Annotated in this window: 16 protein-coding genes; 8 read left to right on the top strand and 8 right to left on the bottom strand. The window is 63.8% G+C overall.

The window, feature by feature from the left end:
* Positions 1-9: 9 nt before the first annotated feature.
* Complete coding sequence (locus QGV54_RS08810; RefSeq protein ID WP_281017214.1) at positions 10-1,251, top strand: dienelactone hydrolase family protein; 1,242 nt, start codon at positions 10-12, stop codon at positions 1,249-1,251.
* A 111-nt stretch (positions 1,252-1,362) separates the two neighbouring features.
* Here the strand turns inward: QGV54_RS08810 and QGV54_RS08805 are convergent, their stop codons facing one another.
* The 5 genes from QGV54_RS08805 to QGV54_RS08785 all read right to left on the bottom strand — a co-directional run bounded on the left by QGV54_RS08805 (position 1,363) and on the right by QGV54_RS08785 (position 7,452).
* Positions 1,363-1,983 (bottom strand): hypothetical protein, encoded by a 621-nt coding sequence (locus tag QGV54_RS08805; RefSeq protein ID WP_281017215.1) that lies wholly within the window; start codon positions 1,981-1,983, stop codon positions 1,363-1,365.
* Complete coding sequence (locus QGV54_RS08800) at positions 1,980-2,573, bottom strand: HupE/UreJ family protein (protein ID WP_281017216.1); 594 nt, start codon at positions 2,571-2,573, stop codon at positions 1,980-1,982. Before QGV54_RS08800 ends, QGV54_RS08805 begins: the two co-directional genes overlap by 4 nt.
* A 79-nt stretch (positions 2,574-2,652) precedes the next feature.
* The gene (locus tag QGV54_RS08795; protein ID WP_281017217.1) at positions 2,653-4,152 is read right to left on the bottom strand and encodes a CoA-acylating methylmalonate-semialdehyde dehydrogenase; all 1,500 of its coding nucleotides are present in this window, start codon (positions 4,150-4,152) and stop codon (positions 2,653-2,655) included.
* Between the two features lie 89 nt (positions 4,153-4,241).
* The gene (locus tag QGV54_RS08790; RefSeq protein WP_281017218.1) at positions 4,242-6,095 is read right to left on the bottom strand and encodes an acyltransferase family protein; all 1,854 of its coding nucleotides are present in this window, start codon (positions 6,093-6,095) and stop codon (positions 4,242-4,244) included.
* Positions 6,096-6,186: 91 nt separating this feature from the next.
* Positions 6,187-7,452 (bottom strand): YihY family inner membrane protein, encoded by a 1,266-nt coding sequence (locus QGV54_RS08785; protein WP_281017219.1) that lies wholly within the window; start codon positions 7,450-7,452, stop codon positions 6,187-6,189.
* Positions 7,453-7,587: 135 nt separating this feature from the next.
* Here QGV54_RS08785 and fabI point away from each other — a divergent pair, with 135 nt between their 5' ends.
* The 4 genes from fabI to sppA are packed head-to-tail and all read left to right on the top strand — an operon-like array spanning position 7,588 to position 11,824.
* Positions 7,588-8,397, top strand: coding sequence for an enoyl-ACP reductase FabI (fabI, locus tag QGV54_RS08780; protein ID WP_281017220.1), 810 nt, complete (start codon positions 7,588-7,590; stop codon positions 8,395-8,397).
* Between the two features lie 13 nt (positions 8,398-8,410).
* A complete protein-coding gene (gene aroC, locus QGV54_RS08775; protein ID WP_348637622.1) occupies positions 8,411-9,499 on the top strand; it encodes a chorismate synthase in 1,089 nt (362 codons plus the stop codon).
* A gap of 5 nt (positions 9,500-9,504) precedes the next feature.
* A complete protein-coding gene (locus tag QGV54_RS08770) occupies positions 9,505-10,083 on the top strand; it encodes a peroxidase-related enzyme (protein WP_281017222.1) in 579 nt (192 codons plus the stop codon).
* A 4-nt stretch (positions 10,084-10,087) separates the two neighbouring features.
* Positions 10,088-11,824 carry a signal peptide peptidase SppA gene (gene sppA / locus QGV54_RS08765; RefSeq protein ID WP_281017223.1) on the top strand — a complete coding sequence of 579 codons (1,737 nt, stop codon included), beginning with the start codon at positions 10,088-10,090 and terminating at the stop codon, positions 11,822-11,824.
* Here sppA and QGV54_RS08760 read toward each other — a convergent pair whose 3' ends face one another.
* The 3 genes from QGV54_RS08760 to QGV54_RS08750 are packed head-to-tail and all read right to left on the bottom strand — an operon-like array spanning position 11,825 to position 13,973.
* The gene (locus QGV54_RS08760; protein WP_281020136.1) at positions 11,825-12,319 is read right to left on the bottom strand and encodes a CinA family protein; all 495 of its coding nucleotides are present in this window, start codon (positions 12,317-12,319) and stop codon (positions 11,825-11,827) included.
* Positions 12,316-12,792 (bottom strand): phosphatidylglycerophosphatase A, encoded by a 477-nt coding sequence (locus QGV54_RS08755; RefSeq protein ID WP_281017225.1) that lies wholly within the window; start codon positions 12,790-12,792, stop codon positions 12,316-12,318. The genes QGV54_RS08760 and QGV54_RS08755 overlap by 4 nt, the downstream gene beginning before the upstream one ends.
* Positions 12,789-13,973, bottom strand: coding sequence for a bifunctional 2-C-methyl-D-erythritol 4-phosphate cytidylyltransferase/2-C-methyl-D-erythritol 2,4-cyclodiphosphate synthase (locus tag QGV54_RS08750; RefSeq protein ID WP_281017226.1), 1,185 nt, complete (start codon positions 13,971-13,973; stop codon positions 12,789-12,791). The genes QGV54_RS08755 and QGV54_RS08750 overlap by 4 nt, the downstream gene beginning before the upstream one ends.
* A 211-nt stretch (positions 13,974-14,184) precedes the next feature.
* On the opposite strand from QGV54_RS08750, the gene dusB reads away from it, so the two are divergent.
* From dusB to ntrC, 3 genes are read left to right on the top strand one after another with little or no spacing between them, the layout of a single operon-like run.
* A complete protein-coding gene (dusB, locus tag QGV54_RS08745) occupies positions 14,185-15,126 on the top strand; it encodes a tRNA dihydrouridine synthase DusB (protein WP_348638775.1) in 942 nt (313 codons plus the stop codon).
* Complete coding sequence (locus tag QGV54_RS08740) at positions 15,123-16,211, top strand: ATP-binding protein (protein ID WP_281017228.1); 1,089 nt, start codon at positions 15,123-15,125, stop codon at positions 16,209-16,211. Before dusB ends, QGV54_RS08740 begins: the two co-directional genes overlap by 4 nt.
* Complete coding sequence (gene ntrC, locus QGV54_RS08735) at positions 16,208-17,653, top strand: nitrogen regulation protein NR(I) (protein ID WP_281017229.1); 1,446 nt, start codon at positions 16,208-16,210, stop codon at positions 17,651-17,653. The genes QGV54_RS08740 and ntrC overlap by 4 nt, the downstream gene beginning before the upstream one ends.
* Positions 17,654-17,675: the final 22 nt, after the last annotated feature.

Raw genomic sequence — 17,675 nt, 5'->3', positions numbered from 1 at the left:
CAGTTTCGGATGGGTACTTACGTTGACATCAGCGCAACGGATGGCGCAGGCACCATGCGCGCCTATCTGGCAACACCGGAGAAGGGTTCCGGCCCCGGTCTGGTGCTGTTGCAGGAGATCTTCGGGGTCAATGCCTTCATGAAGGACATGGCCGACTATTTCGCGGAAGAGGGTTATGTCGTGATGGTGCCGGACCTGTTCTGGCGGATCGAGCCCGGCGTGGAACTCGGCAGTTCGGAGGAGGAACGCGCGAAGGCATTCGATCTCTACGGCAAGCTGGACGTGGACAAGTCGATCGAGGATGTGGCTGCCACCATTGCGGCTCTGCGCGCGCATGAGGCACAGGTCGGCAAGGTCGGCGCTGTCGGATACTGCCTTGGCGGTCGGCTGGCTTGGCTCGTGGCCGCCCGGACCGACATCGACGCGGCGGTCGGCTACTACGGCGTGAAGATCGAGGGGGATCTGGCGGAGAAGGGGCGGATCACCGCGCCCCTGATGCTGCATTTCGCCGAACTCGACAGCTACACCCCACCGGAAGTGATCGAACAGATCAGCGGCGCGACCGCCGACATGCCCAATGTGGAGATCTACACCTACCCAGGTGCCGATCACGGCTTCGCCCGCCCGACCGGCGCGAACTATGACAAGCCGTCGGCAATGATGGCCTATTCCCGCACGCTGACCCTGCTGCGACGGGTCCTCGGGCCGGTCTATGACCTCAGCCAGCTCTGGGACATGCACTGCTTCTACGAGTTCGCGGAACGTGACGTGGATGCCACCATGGCGACGATGGTTTCGGCACCCTACGTCAACCACATCCCGACCATGACCGGCGGTGTCGGGCACGATCATCTGAAGCGGTTCTACAAGTACCACTTCGTCGATTCGAACCCGGAGGACACGAAGCTGGTGCCGATCAGCCGCACCATCGGCACCGACCGGCTGGTGGACGAGATGCTGTTCTGCTTCACCCACACGCGGGAAATCGACTGGATGCTGCCCGGTATCGAACCGACGGGGAAGTATGTCGAGGTCCCGCTGATCGCCATCGTCCATTTCCGCGGCGACAAGCTCTACAACGAGCATATCTACTGGGATCAGGCCTCCGTGCTGGTGCAGATCGGCAAGCTGGACCCAGCGGGGCTGCCGGTCGCCGGACATGCCACCGCGCAGAAGCTGCTCGATCCTTCGCTGCCGTCGAATGAACTGATGGGCGACCTCTGGAAGAGCAGTGAGGGCAAGCCGATCTGACGGCGTGCCCTCACGGCGAAATGCACTGCTGATTGTGGCGCTCAGGCGCGTTGCACGGGTCCAGGAACCATTTGACGTACCACAGGCCGAAGCAGGCAGCGACCGGCAGCTTCAGAAATAGGCCCTGCTCTCGAAGGCCGCATAGATCAGGGCAACGGCGCCGCACCATGATGCACCGATCCGCCACGCTAGCATCGCCGCGGGTCCGCCCGCGTACTGGCGGGTTCTGATGACGGCTCCGGCGCTGACCGCCATGACGATGAAGAAACCAAGCAGCAGGCCGGGCAGGGTGGGCAGGGGGACCTCGCCCCAGGCATGTCCGGTCAGGGCACTCAGGCAGCCGACAAGGCCGCCGGTCGCGGCCAGGATCGCGACGATGCGTCCGGGCAGCTTCGGCAGCAGGGCAGCGAGTGCCGCGAAAATCGCACCAAGAAGCACTGCGATCGGTTCAATGAACGGACCAACGTAGGATGCGACCGGAACTGCCACGATGACACCCGCCAGAAAGGCCAGCAGGATCGGCGCGATTCTCGTGTGGCCGCCCAGCCCGACCAGAAGACCAAGCGGCAGGATGCAGAGCAGGATGGTCGGCGCGATCACGGGGAGCGTCACCCCCTCCATGAACGACGCCAGCATGCTGCTGCGGGAAAATGCATGTGCATGGGCCAGCTCCGGCCCGATCAGGACCAGGCCGGCGGCCAGAAGGCCGAATGCGGTGCGGCTCCGGATCAAGCGATACCGACGAGGAATGCGCCGCCGACCGCGGCAATCACGACACCGGCTGCCCGGACAATATAGGCACCCTTCGGCATGGAAGTGGCGAAGCCCAGCAGGATACCCGCGAGGTGCAGCACCCCGGTTCCGACAACGAAGCCCAGTGCATATGCGAACGGGTTGGCCGCATCAGGCAGTTCCGTCCCGTGCGCATGACCATGGAAGATCGCGAACACGCCAACGATGACTGCTGCGATCCACAGCGGTGCCCTGACGGCGAACGCGACCAGCAGCCCCAGGACGATACCTGACACGGCGATGCCCGCCTCCACGGCCGGTACCGGAATGCCGGCAACCCCGAGTGCGCCGCCGAATGCCATCACGAGCGGGAACACCACCGGCAGGATCCAGATTGCGGGCTTGCCGAGGAATGCGCCCCAGAGGCCGACCGCGACCATGGCCACGACATGATCCCAGCCAAGTATCGGATGGGTGAAGCCGCTGATCAGTCCGCCTGAAAGGCCTTCACCCGTGTGCGCCGATGCCTCGCCCGCTGCCAGCAGTGCAAGACCGATCATCACGACCATGGCGGTTCTGAAATGGCTCATGCTGCATCTCTCCACATTCGTACCGTCTGTTTCACCACGCCTGGTGCAACGGACCAGGCGTGGTGATTGAAGACCTGAATCAGGCCTTCACGGTCGGGATCGTGAAGTCCGGGCCGATCTTGTTGCCGCCGGGCCAGCGGCTCGTGACCGTCTTGATCTTGGTGTAGAACTTCACGCCCTCGGGGCCATGCTGGTTGGTGTCGCCGAAGGCCGAGTTCTTCCAGCCACCGAAGGTGTGGAACGACAGCGGCACCGGGATCGGAACGTTGACGCCGACCATGCCGACCTGGACACGGCGGGCGAAGTCGCGCGCGGCATCGCCGTTGTGGGTGAAGATCGACACGCCGTTGCCGAACTCATGGTCGGAGGGCAGGGCCAGCGCCTCATCGAAATCATTGGCGCGGACGACCGACAGCACGGGGCCGAAGATCTCTTCCTTGTAGATGCGCATGTCCGGCTTCACGTTGTCGAACAGGCAGCCGCCCATGAAGTAGCCGCTCTCGTAGCCCTGCATGCGGAAGTCGCGGCCATCGACCACCAGGTCGGCCCCTTCCTCGATACCCAGATTGACGTAGGAAAGCACCTTCTCGCGATGCTCCGCCGTCACCAGAGGGCCGAAATGGGCGTCCGGATCGGTCGAGGGACCGACCTTCAGCGTCTCCACCTTCGGGCGCAGGCTGGCCATCAGGGCCTCGGCCGCTTCCTGACCGACCGGCACGGCGACGGAGATCGCCATGCAGCGTTCACCGGCGGAGCCATAGGCGGAACCGATCAGCGCGTCGGACGCCTGATCCATGTCCGCGTCGGGCATGACGATCATGTGGTTCTTGGCACCACCCATCGCCTGGCAGCGCTTGCCGGCCTCTGCGGCCTTCTTGTAGACATAATGGGCAATCGGCGTGGAGCCGACGAAGCTGACGGCCTGGATGCGCGGATCTTCGAGGATCGCATCGACCGATTCCTTGTCACCATTGACGACATTCAGCACACCCGGAGGGGCACCGGCCTCCAGCATCAGTTCGGCCAGGCGCATGGGGACACTCGGGTCCTTCTCCGACGGCTTCAGGATGAAGGTGTTGCCGCAGGCGATGGCGACCGCGAACATCCACATCGGCACCATGGCCGGGAAATTGAACGGCGTGATGCCGGAGACGACACCCAGCGGCTGGCGCATGGAATAGAGGTCGATGCCGGTGGCGACGCTGTCGGAATATTCGCCCTTCAGCAGATGCGGAATGCCACAGGCGAACTCGACGACTTCCAGCCCGCGCTGCACGGAGCCCTTGGCGTCGGGGACAGTCTTGCCATGCTCGGACGCCAGCAGTTCGCCCAGCTCCTGCATGTTCTGTTCGATCAGTTCCTTGTACTTGAACATCACGCGTGCGCGGTGGATCGGCGACTTGGCCGACCATTCCGGAAAGGCTGCCTGCGCATTGCTGATCGCCGCATCCATCTCGGCACGGCTCGCCAGCGCCACCTCCTTCGACTGCTCACCCAGCGTCGGGTTGAAGACCGGATGGAACCGACCTGAAGTTCCGGCGACATGCTTGCCGCCAATGAAATGTCCAACCCTGTCCATCTGATCCTCCCCGGATGCGCGATATGTTCTGGAATACGACGGGCAATCTATGCCGAGCCAACTGTCGCGGGCAAGGTCGCTGAATGCGATCAGTCGCCGCTGCTCAGGCATGGCGAGGCGGGGGCGATGGCGTCTGGAGACCGTTCCAGCGCCTCCCTGATCGCTTGCGTGAACCGGTCATGCAGAATTCGGGTTCCGGCATCCGACAGGTGGTGCGCATCCTGGTAGAGCAGGGCGCCATCTGCATTCAGCGCGCGGATGACCCGCCCCTCGCCTTCGAACAGAGGTGCCACATCGACCACGGCGACCCCTGCGCCGACCGCCGCGCGGACCGACCGATTGCCCGTGATGCGCAGTTCATGGATGTTCTCCGGCTCGAGAAAGGGACCCTGGTTGTCCCTGCTCACGACCTCTCTCGGCGCGGAGAAGGGCAGGTACGGAGGCTGGGTCAGCAGGATGACCTGTCCTGTCCTGGGCACCAGGAACCGCAGGCTCTCGCACAGCGCCGGACTGCCGGGCGCCAGCATGAACGACCACTTGTGGGTCATGATCACGACATCGGGGGGATAGTCCTCGATCGCCCTTTGAATGTCGGGCCAGAGCGAAGCCTGCGCCCCCGGCAGATGGTTGCGTGACGGACTGGCCAGTACCCGCAGGTTCACGCCCAGTTCGGAGGTGACCCGGTTCAGTGTGCGCGCATACATGGCCGCATGGCTGTCACCGATCAGGGTGACTGTCCGGTCACCGCCATGGTCGATGAACAATCCACCGCTCGCGATCCGGTCGGCATCGGCTGCCGGATACCAGGTTTGGCGCATCTGGTATCCGCCAAGCGCGGCGAGCGCCACGACCACCAGGGTTGCGCCGAACACGGCCAGGTTGCCGCGCCAGCCATTGATCAGCCGGCGCATCGGGCGTTCCACCAGGTAATGCAGCGAGATGGCGGCCACGATCAGTATCCCGATCTTCACAAGTGCCGTCAGGGTGGGGTCCGCCAGGAACATCGCATAGCCGACAAGGGAGAAGATCGGCCAGTGGCAGAGATAGATCGAATAGGAAAGCTTGCCGATCCAGACGCAGGGCTTCAGGGAAAGTGTCCGGTTTACCGGATTGTCCGCGACATGGGCCTGGGAGATCAGCAGCATTGTGGCGATGACCGGCAGAATGGCCTGGATGCCCGGAAATTCGGGACCTTCATGGATGATCGCGAAGGCCAGGGCAATTGCGGCAATGCCCGCCAGGCTGATCAGGGTCGATATGGGACGCGGAGCCTGCCAGCGCTCGAACGCGACCACACCCAGCAGCGAACCGCCCAGCAGTTCCCAGGCACGCGTCGGCAACAGGTAGAATGCGGCTTCATTGTTAACCGGCGTCAGCAGGATGCAGCCGACGAGGCTGGCGATCAGCAGCGCCAGCGTCCCCAGCAACATGCCCTTCGTCAGTCGGGAGAACCCGAACAGCAGCAGCGGAAACACGAGATAGTACTGTTCTTCCACTGCCAGCGACCAATAGTGCAGCAGGGGCTGTGCGAGTGCGGAGAGGGTGAAATAGTCGCCCTGCAGCAGCAGCTTGACATTGATGACCGAGAAGGCGGCGGCAACGATGTTGGCGCCAAGCGAGGCAATGTCCCGGTCCGTATAGATGAACAGCGCCCCGATTGCGGTTGCCACCAGCACGACCATGAATGCCGGCATGATGCGGGCGATGCGGCGCTTGTAGAAGCGACCGAGCGAGAAGTCGCCGGTAACGATCTCCACCGCCAGGATGCGGGTGATCAGAAAGCCGGAGATGACAAAGAAGATGTCCACTCCGACGAACCCGCCGGGCAGCCAGTCACGCTGAAAGGGAAAGATCACGACTGACAGCACCGCGATGGTACGCAAGCCGTCGATGGCAGGCCGGTATTGCAGGGACTGGTGTGGAAGGGAGGCAGAGGCCGTCATCGTCGTGTGCTTGCCGATCCGTGATTGTCCCGCGCGCTGCTGGCGCGACTTCTATCGACTTCGGACAATCGGGTCCAGAACCTCATCACGCTCAGGTCTTCACCGGCGTCGCCCCGCCGCCGTCGAGAATTTCCTTCAGCGGGATATCGAAGGTCTGCCGCTCGCTGGCGATGGAGGAATCGACCACATCCTCCAGCCCGGCGACAACGCTGCCGGCAACCAGCGGCTGGCTGGTCTGGACCTTGAGCGCCAGCATCAGGTCGTAGAGCGTCAGACCGTCCAGTTCCCGCGCCAGCACCCATCGACCGCGCCGGGTTTCGGCGACATAGCCGGTCTTCTCCAGCTGCGACAGCATCGTTTCCATCAGGTTCGGCGCTGTCCGGATGCGGCGGATGAACGCCTGGGTGCGCACGCTCTCGCCGGACGGATGCACCTTCCGCAGCAGACGCAGGATCTCCACCGCCATGGCCAGCCGCCCGACACGGGGCGCGCGGTCGAGATCGACGCTGCCTCGGCCCTGCCATTCCGGCATTGCCGCCGTGATGGAGGCTCCGGCCAGGGTCACGATCCAGACCAGCCATATCCACAGCAGCAGGATCGGCAGCACCGAGATCGCGCCATAGATTGCCTGATAGGTCGGAAACGCCGTGATGTAGAGGCCGAAACCCGCCTTCAGCGATTCGAACAGCACCGCCGAAAAGATTGCCCCGACAGCCGCATCCCGCAGCAGGACATGCCGGTTGGGAAGGACCACGAACAGGGTCAGGTAGCCCCCGAAGGCCAGGACAAGCGGCACCAGGCGGGCAAGCCGGTTGACGACGAAGCTGATTTCCTGCGCGCCGGTACTGTTCGCCATCGCGAACAATGCGCTGGTCAGGGTCAGGCTGAGCAGGAACAGGATCGGGCCGACGGTCAGCAGTGCCCAGAAGGACAGCAGCCGCGTGACGATTCCCCGGCGTCGCACCACCCGGAAGATCCGGTTGAAGGTCCCTTCGATCGTTACCAGCAGCATGACCGCGGTAACGATCAGGCCGACAATGGCGACAGCGGAAAGCTTGCCGACGTTCTGGCGGAAGGTCCCCAGATATTCGCGCACCACGTCGTTGGCATGGGGTACGAAATTCTCGAAGATGAACGACTCGAGCTTTGCCTCCATGCCGTCGAACGCCGGGAAGGCAGCCAGAATGGCGAAGCAGATCGCCATCAGTGGCACCATCGCCAGCAGGGTCGTGAAGGTGAGCGCGCCCGCGACCTGGGTCAGGTTGTTGTCACCGAAGCGCGTCAGGACATAGCGGGAAAATCCGCCTGCTTCCTTCAGCGCGTAGGTTGCCTGATGGATGGCCTTTTCACGATCCACTGCTTATAAGTCCCCGAAGTCGTTAACGGACGAATCCGACGGTCACCAGGGCACGGTTGCGCGCGGGTGGCCTGTCGCGAAGATAGCGGATACCTTGCGTTCTGCATCACCGACAGTCGAGGGGCTTTGAGCGGAATGAGTAACAGCACGGGGCTGATGGCCGGCAAGAAGGGCCTGATCATGGGTGTCGCGAACGATCGCTCCATCGCCTGGGGGATCGCCCGCGCGGCAGCGGATGCTGGCGCCGAACTGGCCTTCACCTATCAGGGGGATGCGCTGAAACGGCGTGTCGTGCCACTGGCCCAGTCCATCGACTGTGATTTCGTCATGCCGTGCGACGTGACGGATGAGGGCAGCATCAACGATCTGTTCGCCGAGATCGAACGGAAGTGGGGCAAGCTCGACTTCGTCATTCACGCGATCGCCTATGCGGACAAGGACGAACTGAAAGGGCGCTATGTGGATACCAGCGCCGGGAACTTCCGCAATTCGATGCTGATCAGCTGCTATTCCTTCACGGCGATCGCCAACCGTGCCGAACCACTGATGACCGATGGCGGCAGCATGGTCACGCTGACCTACTACGGCGCCGAACGGGTGATGCCGCATTACAACGTCATGGGCGTGGCCAAGGCGGCGCTGGAGGCGAGCGTGCGCTATCTGGCGGTTGATCTGGGGCCGAAGAATATCCGGGTCAACGCGATTTCGGCAGGCCCGATCAAGACCCTGGCTGCTTCCGGCATCGGCGACTTCCGCCAGATCCTGCGCTGGAACGAACTGAATGCGCCCCTGAAGCGCAATGTCACCATCGAACAGGTCGGCAATTCCGCACTGTTCCTGATCAGTCACCTGGGTGAGGGCGTGACCGGAGAGGTCCTGCACGTCGATTCGGGTTATCACGTGGTGGGCATGAAGGCCGTCGATGCGCCCGACATGACCGCCTGACGCTACCGGTTCCATGTCACACAACAGTTTCGGTCACCTTTTCCGGATGACAACCTGGGGGGAGAGCCATGGCCCCGCCCTGGGGTGTGTGGTTGACGGCTGTCCGCCGCTGATCGCGCTGGATGAAGCCGACATTCAGGTCTGGCTCGACCGTCGCCGTCCGGGCCAGAACCGCTTCACCACCCAACGGCGGGAACCGGACGCTGTCCGGATTCTGTCGGGGGTGTTCGAGGGGCAGACCACGGGGACGCCGATCAGCCTGATGATCGAGAACGTGGACCAACGCTCGAAGGACTACTCCGACATCAGCGGCAAGTATCGCCCAGGGCATGCCGACTTCACCTACATGACCAAGTACGGCATCCGCGACTATCGCGGCGGCGGACGCTCTTCGGCGCGGGAGACGGCATCGCGCGTTGCCGCCGGTGCCGTGGCCCGCAAGGTGCTGGGTCCCGGTGTCAGTGTGCGTGGCGCGCTGGTGCAGGTTGGCGACATCGCCATCGACCGCGACGCCTGGGACTGGGACGTGGTCGACCGCAACCCGTTCTGGTGTCCCGATCCGCAGACGGCGGAACGCTGGGAGACCTATCTGGACGGTATCCGCAAGGCGGGCAGTTCGGTCGGCGCGGTGATCGAGGTGGTGGCGGAGGGGCTGCCTGCCGGACTTGGTGCGCCCATCTACGGCAAGCTGGATCAGGATCTGGCCTCCGCCATGATGTCGATCAACGCCGTGAAGGGGGTCGAGATCGGGGAGGGGTTTGCGGCCGCTGCCCTGACCGGCGAGGAGAATGCCGACGAGATGCGCATGCGGGATGGCGCGCCGGCGTTCCTTTCGAACCATGCGGGCGGCATCCTGGGCGGCATCTCGACCGGTCAGCCGATTGTCTGTCGCTTCGCGGTCAAGCCGACTTCCTCCATCCTGCAACCGCGACAGACGGTTGATACTGGCGGCAATGATACCGAGATCATCACCAAGGGTCGCCACGACCCCTGCGTCGGCATCCGCGCGGTGCCGGTAGGGGAGGCGATGATGGCCATCGTGCTGGCCGACCATCTGCTGCGCGCCCGTGCGCAGAACCAGACACCATCCGAAGGGGAGTAGGGGACATGTCCCAGCCTGATTACGTACACGCACTTGATGTGCCGGTGCCGAGCGATGCGGAACTGCCGGAGCGGACCCGGAAGTATTTCGAGATCTGCCGGGAAAAGCTCGGGATGGTGCCGAACGTGCTCGCCACCTATTCCTTCGACGCGGCGAAGCTGGATGCCTTCACCGCCATGTACAACGACCTGATGCTGGGCGAATCCGGCCTGACGAAGCTGGAGCGCGAGATGATCGCCGTCGCCGTCAGTTCCGTGAACAAGTGCTTCTATTGCCTGACCGCACATGGTGCCGCCGTACGCCAGCTCTCCGGTGATCCGGCGCTGGGCGAACTGATGGTGATGAACTATCGCGCCGCAGACCTGCCGCCGAAGCAGAAGGCCATGCTGGATTTCGCGACGAAGCTGACAGAAACACCGCAGAAGATGGAAGACAGCGACCGCCAGGCCCTGCGCGACGCCGGGTTCACGGACCGCGATATCTGGGACATCTCGGCGACCGCGGCCTTCTACAACATGACCAATCGCATGGCGAGCGCCATCGACATGATGCCCAACCGCGAATACCACGCGCAGGCGCGCTGAACCCATGGGATTTGTCGGGCGGTTCCTGAGGGGTATCTGGCTGTTCCTGAAGGCAGGCGTCTTCGTGATCGGACTGCTGGTCGTCGCGGGAATCGTTGCCACGTTGACCCTCGCACCCTGGGAGCAGGCCGACGAGGAGCTGCCCGACAGTGCTCTGCTGGATATCGCGATTGTCGGGGACCTGCCAGAGAAGCCGTCCAGTGGTGACTTTGCCCGTTTCGTGCGCGGCGACGCGATGACGCTGACCCGACTGGTGCGGGTGCTGGACCGTGCAGCGCAGGACAGCCGTATCCGGGCGCTCGACATGGATCTTTCGCTGGCCAACCTGGGCCAGACGGATGTGGAGGCGCTGCTGCCCGCCATCCGGCGTTTCCGGGAAGCCGGGAAACCCGCGCGGGTGTTCGCCGAGAGCTATGATCTCGCACGTTATCGTCTTGCCAGTGGTTTCGACGAGATCTGGATGTCGCCATCCGGAGAGTTCGCTGTCATTGGTGTCGCGCTGGAAATGCCCTATGCGGGGGAACTGGCCGATGACCTGGGAATCAGCCCGCAGATCGAGGCCCGCCGGGACTACAAGACCGCTGCCGACTTCATCCGTCGCCGCGAGATGCAGGGTCCGGTGCGCGCGGCCTTTGCGGAGCTGGTTGCGGATGTTCACCGCTCCGCCCTGAACGACATTGCTGCGGGCAGGGGGCTGGACACGGAACAGGTCCGGGTCCTGGTGGCTGAGGCGCTGCTGAACCCGGCGGCTGCCCTCGCCGGCGGTCTGGTGGATCGTGCCGACTATGCCCGCGTGTTTCATCGTGCCGGGGCAGCAAGCGACGGCGGACAGATCGATTTCGCCACCTACCTGCCCGAACTCGCCCATCCGCTGGACGCGGGCGCGCCGAAAGTTGCCCTGATCACGGCGACCGGCCAGATCATGGGCGGTGAAGGTGGCGGATTCAGCGGCGGTGTCATAACCGACGGGCAACTGATCGAGGAGCTTCAGGCCGCTGCGGATCAACCGGAGATCGATGCCATCCTGATCCGGATCGACAGTCCCGGCGGGGCCTACGGCGCTTCCGATGCCATCCGTGCGGTCATGCGGGAAATCGACAAGCCCATCGTCGCATCCATGGGCAATGTTGCCGGTTCCGGGGGCTATCTCATCGCCATCGGGGCCGATGCCATCGTCGCGCATCCCTCCACCATCACCGGATCGATCGGCGTGATCAGCGGGAAGGTCGTGGTGGCTGATCTGCTGGAAGACTACGGCGTCCGCTTCGAGATCGTGCGCAGTGACCGCAATGCCGCGATGTTCTCACCCTTTGCGCCGTTCACCGCAGACCAGCAGGACCGCCTGGCGCGTCGCGTGGACGAAATCTACGCAACCTTCAAGGATCTGGTGGGTGAAGCCCGCAAGCTGCCGGAGGTTCAGGTCGAGGCTGCCGCCCAAGGGCGGATCTGGACCGGTTCACAGGCGTTCGGGCGCAAGCTGGTCGATGCCACCGGTGGACTCGAAACCGCACTTGGCATCATCCGTCAGCGGCTTGGCGTGGCGGCCGAGCGGGAAGTTCATCTGGTGGAGTTCCCGGGTGGTTCACCGCAAGACCGGTTCCTGGAGGCCGTTCAGGAAGGGTTTGGCGATTTCGCGGCTGTCGCGACCGGCAAGCCCGAAATCAGTGTCGAGAAGCTGAGGGAATATCTGGCGGCCGAGGCCGGTACCCGTCTGATGACACCGGACGTCAGCCTGCGCTGATCAGATCCGGGCCTGCTGCGCCATGATCCGGAATGCCTGTGCGACGGTTTCCTGCCTGATCCAGCCCCGACCGCGATCCGCGAAGAGATGACGCTGATGCACGGTGTCCCTGCCTCGGCGGGCACAGGCGATATGCACCAGACCGACAGGCTTTGTGGCCGTGCCGCCCCCGGGTCCCGCAACGCCGGTCACTGAAACGGCAATATCGGCCCGGCTGTTGCGCAAGGCGCCCTCCGCCATGGCGACGGCCACCGGTTCGGAGACCGCACCATGCTCAATGATCAGGGGAGGCGGGATACCTAGCATGTCCTGCTTGGCTTCATTGGAATAGGTCACGAACCCCCGGTCCACGACATCCGAGGATCCCGCAACCTCCGTCAGGATTCCCGCGATCATGCCGCCCGTACAGCTTTCGGCGGTTGCAAGCATCAGCTCCCGCTCGCGCATGTACGCAAGCAATTCAGCGGCATCCGATATCAGGCGCTCTGTCATCATCCGAACACTCCTGTCGCATACTGTAGCAGAAGCACACAGATTCCGGCAAAGATGCCCGCAACGATGTCGTCAGCCATCACGCCCAGCGATCCCTTCAGCCGCCTGTCGGCCCAGCCGACCGGCCCCGGTTTCCAGATGTCGAACAGGCGGAAGCTGACGAACGCCACCAGATAGCCGACCGGATCAAAGGCCGTGAAGGGCAGCAGCGGAATCCACTGGCCCGCAGCCTCGTCGATCACGATCTCGGACGGGTCATGCATCGTCCTGTGTGCCCGCATGTGCGCCCGCGCCGCCCACAGACCGACGCCAAACGTCACGACTATGGCGACGATCAGCGCGACCTGGCCGCCAAGCCACATGACAAGCCAGCCAACGGGCAATGCGGCCAGGGAACCCCAGGTGCCCGGTGCAGGCCGGATCAGACCGGAATAGCCGAACGTGGCCAGGAATGTTGCGATTCTCTGGATGATCATGAGGCTTCGAAGGTATCCGGATCACGTGGCAGTTCAACGGTGGCGATGGCCTGGGCGGCGATGCCTTCCCTTCGGCCCGTGAAGCCCAGCCTTTCCGTCGTGGTGGCCTTGATGCTGATCCTGTGCACCGGAATCCCCAGAATGGCGGCCACATTCTCCCGCATCGCCTGCCGGTGCGGCTTGATCTTCGGTGCCTCGCAGATGATCGTCAGATCGATGCTGATGACCCTGCCGGCCCTGAGCTGGAGCAGCGATGCGGCATAGCGCAGGAAGATATCCGAATTGACACCCTTCCAGCGATTGTCCTCAGGGGGAAAATGATCGCCGATATCGCCCTCTGCCATCGCCCCCAGGACGGCATCCGTGATCGCGTGCAGGGCCACATCGGCATCGGAATGGCCGGCAAGTCCTTGCGGATGCGGGATCGGCAGGCCGCAGAGCACCATTGCCCTGTCATCGGCAAGACGATGCACGTCGAAGCCCGAACCGGTTCTTGTCTCCACGTTGTTCTGGCCCTTCTGACGCAGCAGGCTTTCGGCCCGTTTCAGATCGTCGGCGATGGTGATCTTGAAGTTGTCTTCCGTCCCCGCAACCACCCGCACCACCATACCCGCAGCGCGCGCCACCGCCACATCATCGCTGAAGGCCTGGCCCGTCATTCTGCCATGCGCGTCGGTGATCGCCGCGAAATCAAAGCCCTGCGGGGTCTGCGCGCGCACCAGATGCTCCCGGTCCTGCGTGCCGACGACCTGATCACCTTCGATACGGCTGAGACTGTCGACCACCGGCAGCGCGGGCAGGACCGCAGGGCTGCTCTCCAGCGCATCGCAGACCCGGGAAATCAGTGCATCATCGATCAGGGCGCGCGCGGCATCATGAATCAGCACATGTGTCGGTGCCGATCCGGCCAGTGCAGCCAGACCTGCCGCGACGGACTGCTGTCGTGTCTCACCGCCGACGACGGGGGGCAGCAGGTCGAGGCCGCTGAGGGCCTGGTCGTAGAGATCCTGCTGTCCGGCACCGATGACCACCAGGACCTGGTCGATGCGCGGATGCGCCAGGAAGGCGGAGACAGTCCGCCGCAGGACCGGTTCGCCGTCCAGCAGCAGATACTGTTTCGGCAATTCGCCGCCCAGGCGTGTGCCGCGACCGGCTGCGACAATCAGTGCAGCTGTTTGCATTGCTTCCTGCCATTGACGGAAAAGGGGGTGGCGCGGGACTTGCGACTGGATTAGCGCGAAAGGTGTGCTGCTCACAAGGGCAGCAATAACTTGCAAGCGCCAGTAGGCTGCCGCATATTTGCACAAGAGTTGCGCACTGTTTGCGATTGAGTGATTTATGAGCATATCTATCGGGCGACACCGGATCAGCGATCCTGTGATGCTGGCACCGATGTCGGGTATCACGGATGCGCCGTTCCGCCGAATGGTGAAGCATTTCGGTGTCGGTCTGGCGTTCGCGGAGATGGTCGCCGGTCGCCATGTCCTGAGTGGTCAGGACCGAACCAGTCGCATGCTTCGCCACGACGGAAGTGGTGTGCAGGCGATCCAGATTGCCGGTCGTGACCCGGCGATCATGGCGAATGCTGCACGTTTCGTGGTCGATCAAGGCGCGGACATCGTCGATATCAACATGGGCTGTCCCGCCAAGCAGGTCACCGGTGGCTATGCCGGTTCCGCACTGATGCGCGACCTGGATCAGGCCCGCAGCATCATCGCGGCGGTGGTTGCCGCCGCCCGGGTTCCGGTCACGCTGAAGATGCGGACCGGCTGGGACGATGATTGCCGCAATGCCCCGGAACTCGCCCGCATTGCGGAGGATCTGGGCGTTCGCATGATCACGGTTCACGGGCGCACCCGCTGCCAGTTCTACAAGGGGCGGGCGGACTGGCGTTTCATTTCGGATGTGAAGCGGGCTGTTGCCATTCCGGTTGTCGCGAACGGAGACATCACGACCGTCGAGGAGGCGCGGACCTGCCTGCAGCAGTCCGGTGCCGACGGTCTGATGATCGGACGTGGCGCCCAGGGGCGACCCTGGTTCCCGGCACAGGTCATCGCGGCCTTGCGCGGTCAGACGTTCACCGTGCCGACGGTGCCTGAGATCGGTGCGCTGCTGCTGACGCACTATCGCGACCTGATCGACAGCGGCGACACCTGGCCGATGGTGCGCATCGCGCGCAAGCATCTCGGCTGGTATTCGGTGCACCTTGATGATCCCGGCGCATTCCGGGCCGAAGTGATGACGGCGGAAGACCCGGACGTCGTTCTGAATGCCGTCGCACGGCATTTCGGGACAGATGCCGACCGGATGGCCGTGCAGGCCAGGGCGGCATGATGGGCCGCATCGATGCCTCCGCCATCCTCGACACGATCCCTGACCCGATACTCGTCGCCGGCAAGGGGGGAGCCATACTGCGCGCCAATCCTGCGGCCGAGGAGTTCTTCGGCATGGGGCAGGCGGCGCTGAAGAAGAATCGCCTGCAGGACATCATCCCCTTCGGCAGTCCGATGCTGTCGCTGTTCGAGCAGATACAGTACAGCACGGGCGCTGTGTCCGAATACGGCATCCTGCTCGGCGGCGCCCGGACGGAGGTCAAGACGGTCAACATCAAGCTGTCGCCACTCCACGATGATTCTGGTGCCGTGGTGATCCAGATCGATGAGCGGTCGATGGCGTCGAAGATGGACCAGTCGCTGGTCCACCGCGGTGCCGCACGGGCTGTCACCGGCATGGCGGCCGTGCTGGCGCATGAGGTCAAGAATCCGCTGTCGGGCATCCGTGGCGCGGCGCAATTGCTTGAGACCAATGCTTCGGAGGAAGACCGCGACCTGACCCGCCTGATCGTTGACGAGGTGGGGCGTATCGTTGCCCTGGTCGATCGCATGGAAGCATTCTCCAGCCCCAGCCCACTGGAAGGCGAGCCGGTGAACATCCATGAGGTGCTGGAACGGGTGCGCCGCCTGGCGGAGAACGGGTTCGCCTCCCACGTCAAGATCATCGAGAACTACGACCCCTCCCTGCCGATGATCCCGGGCGACAAGGACCAGTTGATCCAGGTCTTCCTGAACCTCGTGAAGAACGCTGCCGAGGCGGTACCGCGCAAGAAGGGCGAGATTCACCTGAACACGGCCTACCGTCATGGTGTGCGGCTGGCCCTGCCGGGCAGCCGGGAGCGTATCCAACTGCCGCTCGAGGTCACTGTATCCGACAATGGCGACGGCATTCCCGAGGATCTGAGACCGAATCTCTTCGATCCCTTTGTCTCGACCCGTCCCGGCGGAACCGGGCTGGGACTCGCACTCGTCGCGAAGATCGTTGGCGATCATGGCGGCATCGTGGAGGCCGACAACATGGCCCGCGGTGCCCGTTTCCGGGTTCATCTGCCCGTTGTTCAGAACCGAGGGAAGAGAAAACGATGACACCAGCGTCCATCCTCGTCGCCGACGATGATCGTGGTATCCGTACCGTGCTGAACCAGGCACTGGGACGCGCGGGGTACGATGTGCGCTCGACCGGGAACGCCTCCACATTGTGGCGCTGGGTCTCCGACGGGGCAGGGGATCTGGTGATCACGGATGTGGTCATGCCTGACGAGAGCGGTCTCGATCTGCTGCCCCGCGTCAAGAAGCTGCGGCCTGATCTTCCCGTTGTGGTCATGAGTGCCCGCAACACCCTGCTGACGGCGGTCAAGGCGACGGAGCGCGGCGCCTACGAGTATCTGCCGAAACCCTTCGATCTGAAGGAACTGCTGACCATCGTCGAGCGGGCGCTGAGCGCGCCTACGGGAACCGGTGGTGAAGTGGGGATCGAGGGCGAGGAAGCGATGCCGCTGATCGGCCGTTCCCCCGCCATGCAGGAAATCTATCGCGTCATGGCGCGCCTGATGACGACCGATCTGACCGTCATGATCACCGGTGAGTCCGGCACCGGCAAGGAACTGGTGGCCCGCGCGCTGCACGAATACGGCAAGCGCCGCAATGGCCCCTTCGTCGCCATCAACATGGCCGCGATTCCACGTGAACTGATCGAAAGCGAGCTCTTCGGACACGAGAAGGGCTCCTTCACCGGCGCGCTGCAGAAGAGCTCCGGCCGGTTCGAGCAGGCCGACGGCGGCACCCTGTTCCTGGACGAGATCGGGGACATGCCGCTGGAGGCGCAGACCAGGTTGCTGCGCGTGCTGCAGCAGGGCGAGTACACGACGGTTGGCGGACGTACCTCCATTCGTACCGATGTCCGCATCGTCGCCGCGACCAACCGCGACCTCCGGGTGCAGATCGGCCAGGGGCTGTTCCGGGAGGATCTCTACTATCGCCTGAACGTCGTTCCGATCCGCCTGCCGCCGCTGCGGGAACGTTCGGAGGATATCCCGGACCTGATCCGCCATTTCCTCAATCGCGCGTCGGAGGAGGGGCTGCCCGCCAAGACCGTCGACAGGGACGCCATGAACCGCCTGATCAGCTACCGCTGGCCCGGGAATGTGCGCGAACTGGAGAATCTGGTCCGGCGCTTTGCCGCGCTCTATTCCGACGAGACCATCACGGTCGATATCGTGGAGCGTGAACTGGCCGATCCGCTGCCGTCACCGGCGGAGGAATACAGTCCGGCGTCCGAGAGTCTGGGTTCCGCCATCGAATATCATCTGTCGCAGTACTTCACCGCCCATGGGGAGGATCTGCCTCCGGCCGGGCTGTATGACCGCGTCCTGCGCGAGATGGAAAAGCCGCTGATCAACCTGTCTCTGGCCGCGACGCGGGGCAATCAGTTGCGCGCTGCGGATCTTCTGGGCCTGAACCGGAACACGCTGCGCAAGAAGATCCGTGAACTGGATATCCGCGTGGTTCGCGGTGCCGGTTTCGACTGATACGGATCGCCTGACGCCAAGG

The sequence above is a fragment of the Minwuia sp. IMCC3060 genome, from assembly GCF_029909435.1.
In the GTDB taxonomy this organism is placed as follows: domain Bacteria; phylum Pseudomonadota; class Alphaproteobacteria; order Minwuiales; family Minwuiaceae; genus Minwuia.
Note: the sequence above shows the minus strand (reverse complement) of the source record. Positions and strands in the feature narration are given on the sequence as shown.

Coding starts and splice junctions, on each gene's coding strand:
- QGV54_RS08810 (WP_281017214.1), top strand. CDS start 10: ATGGGTACTTACGTTGACATCAGCGCAACGGATGGCGCAGGCACCATG.
- QGV54_RS08800 (WP_281017216.1), bottom strand. CDS start 2,573: ATGAGCCATTTCAGAACCGCCATGGTCGTGATGATCGGTCTTGCACTG.
- QGV54_RS08795 (WP_281017217.1), bottom strand. CDS start 4,152: ATGGACAGGGTTGGACATTTCATTGGCGGCAAGCATGTCGCCGGAACT.
- QGV54_RS08790 (WP_281017218.1), bottom strand. CDS start 6,095: ATGACGGCCTCTGCCTCCCTTCCACACCAGTCCCTGCAATACCGGCCT.
- fabI (WP_281017220.1), top strand. CDS start 7,588: ATGAGTAACAGCACGGGGCTGATGGCCGGCAAGAAGGGCCTGATCATG.
- aroC (WP_348637622.1), top strand. CDS start 8,411: ATGTCACACAACAGTTTCGGTCACCTTTTCCGGATGACAACCTGGGGG.
- QGV54_RS08770 (WP_281017222.1), top strand. CDS start 9,505: ATGTCCCAGCCTGATTACGTACACGCACTTGATGTGCCGGTGCCGAGC.
- sppA (WP_281017223.1), top strand. CDS start 10,088: ATGGGATTTGTCGGGCGGTTCCTGAGGGGTATCTGGCTGTTCCTGAAG.
- QGV54_RS08760 (WP_281020136.1), bottom strand. CDS start 12,319: ATGATGACAGAGCGCCTGATATCGGATGCCGCTGAATTGCTTGCGTAC.
- QGV54_RS08755 (WP_281017225.1), bottom strand. CDS start 12,792: ATGATCATCCAGAGAATCGCAACATTCCTGGCCACGTTCGGCTATTCC.
- QGV54_RS08750 (WP_281017226.1), bottom strand. CDS start 13,973: ATGCAAACAGCTGCACTGATTGTCGCAGCCGGTCGCGGCACACGCCTG.
- dusB (WP_348638775.1), top strand. CDS start 14,185: ATGTCGGGTATCACGGATGCGCCGTTCCGCCGAATGGTGAAGCATTTC.
- QGV54_RS08740 (WP_281017228.1), top strand. CDS start 15,123: ATGATGGGCCGCATCGATGCCTCCGCCATCCTCGACACGATCCCTGAC.
- ntrC (WP_281017229.1), top strand. CDS start 16,208: ATGACACCAGCGTCCATCCTCGTCGCCGACGATGATCGTGGTATCCGT.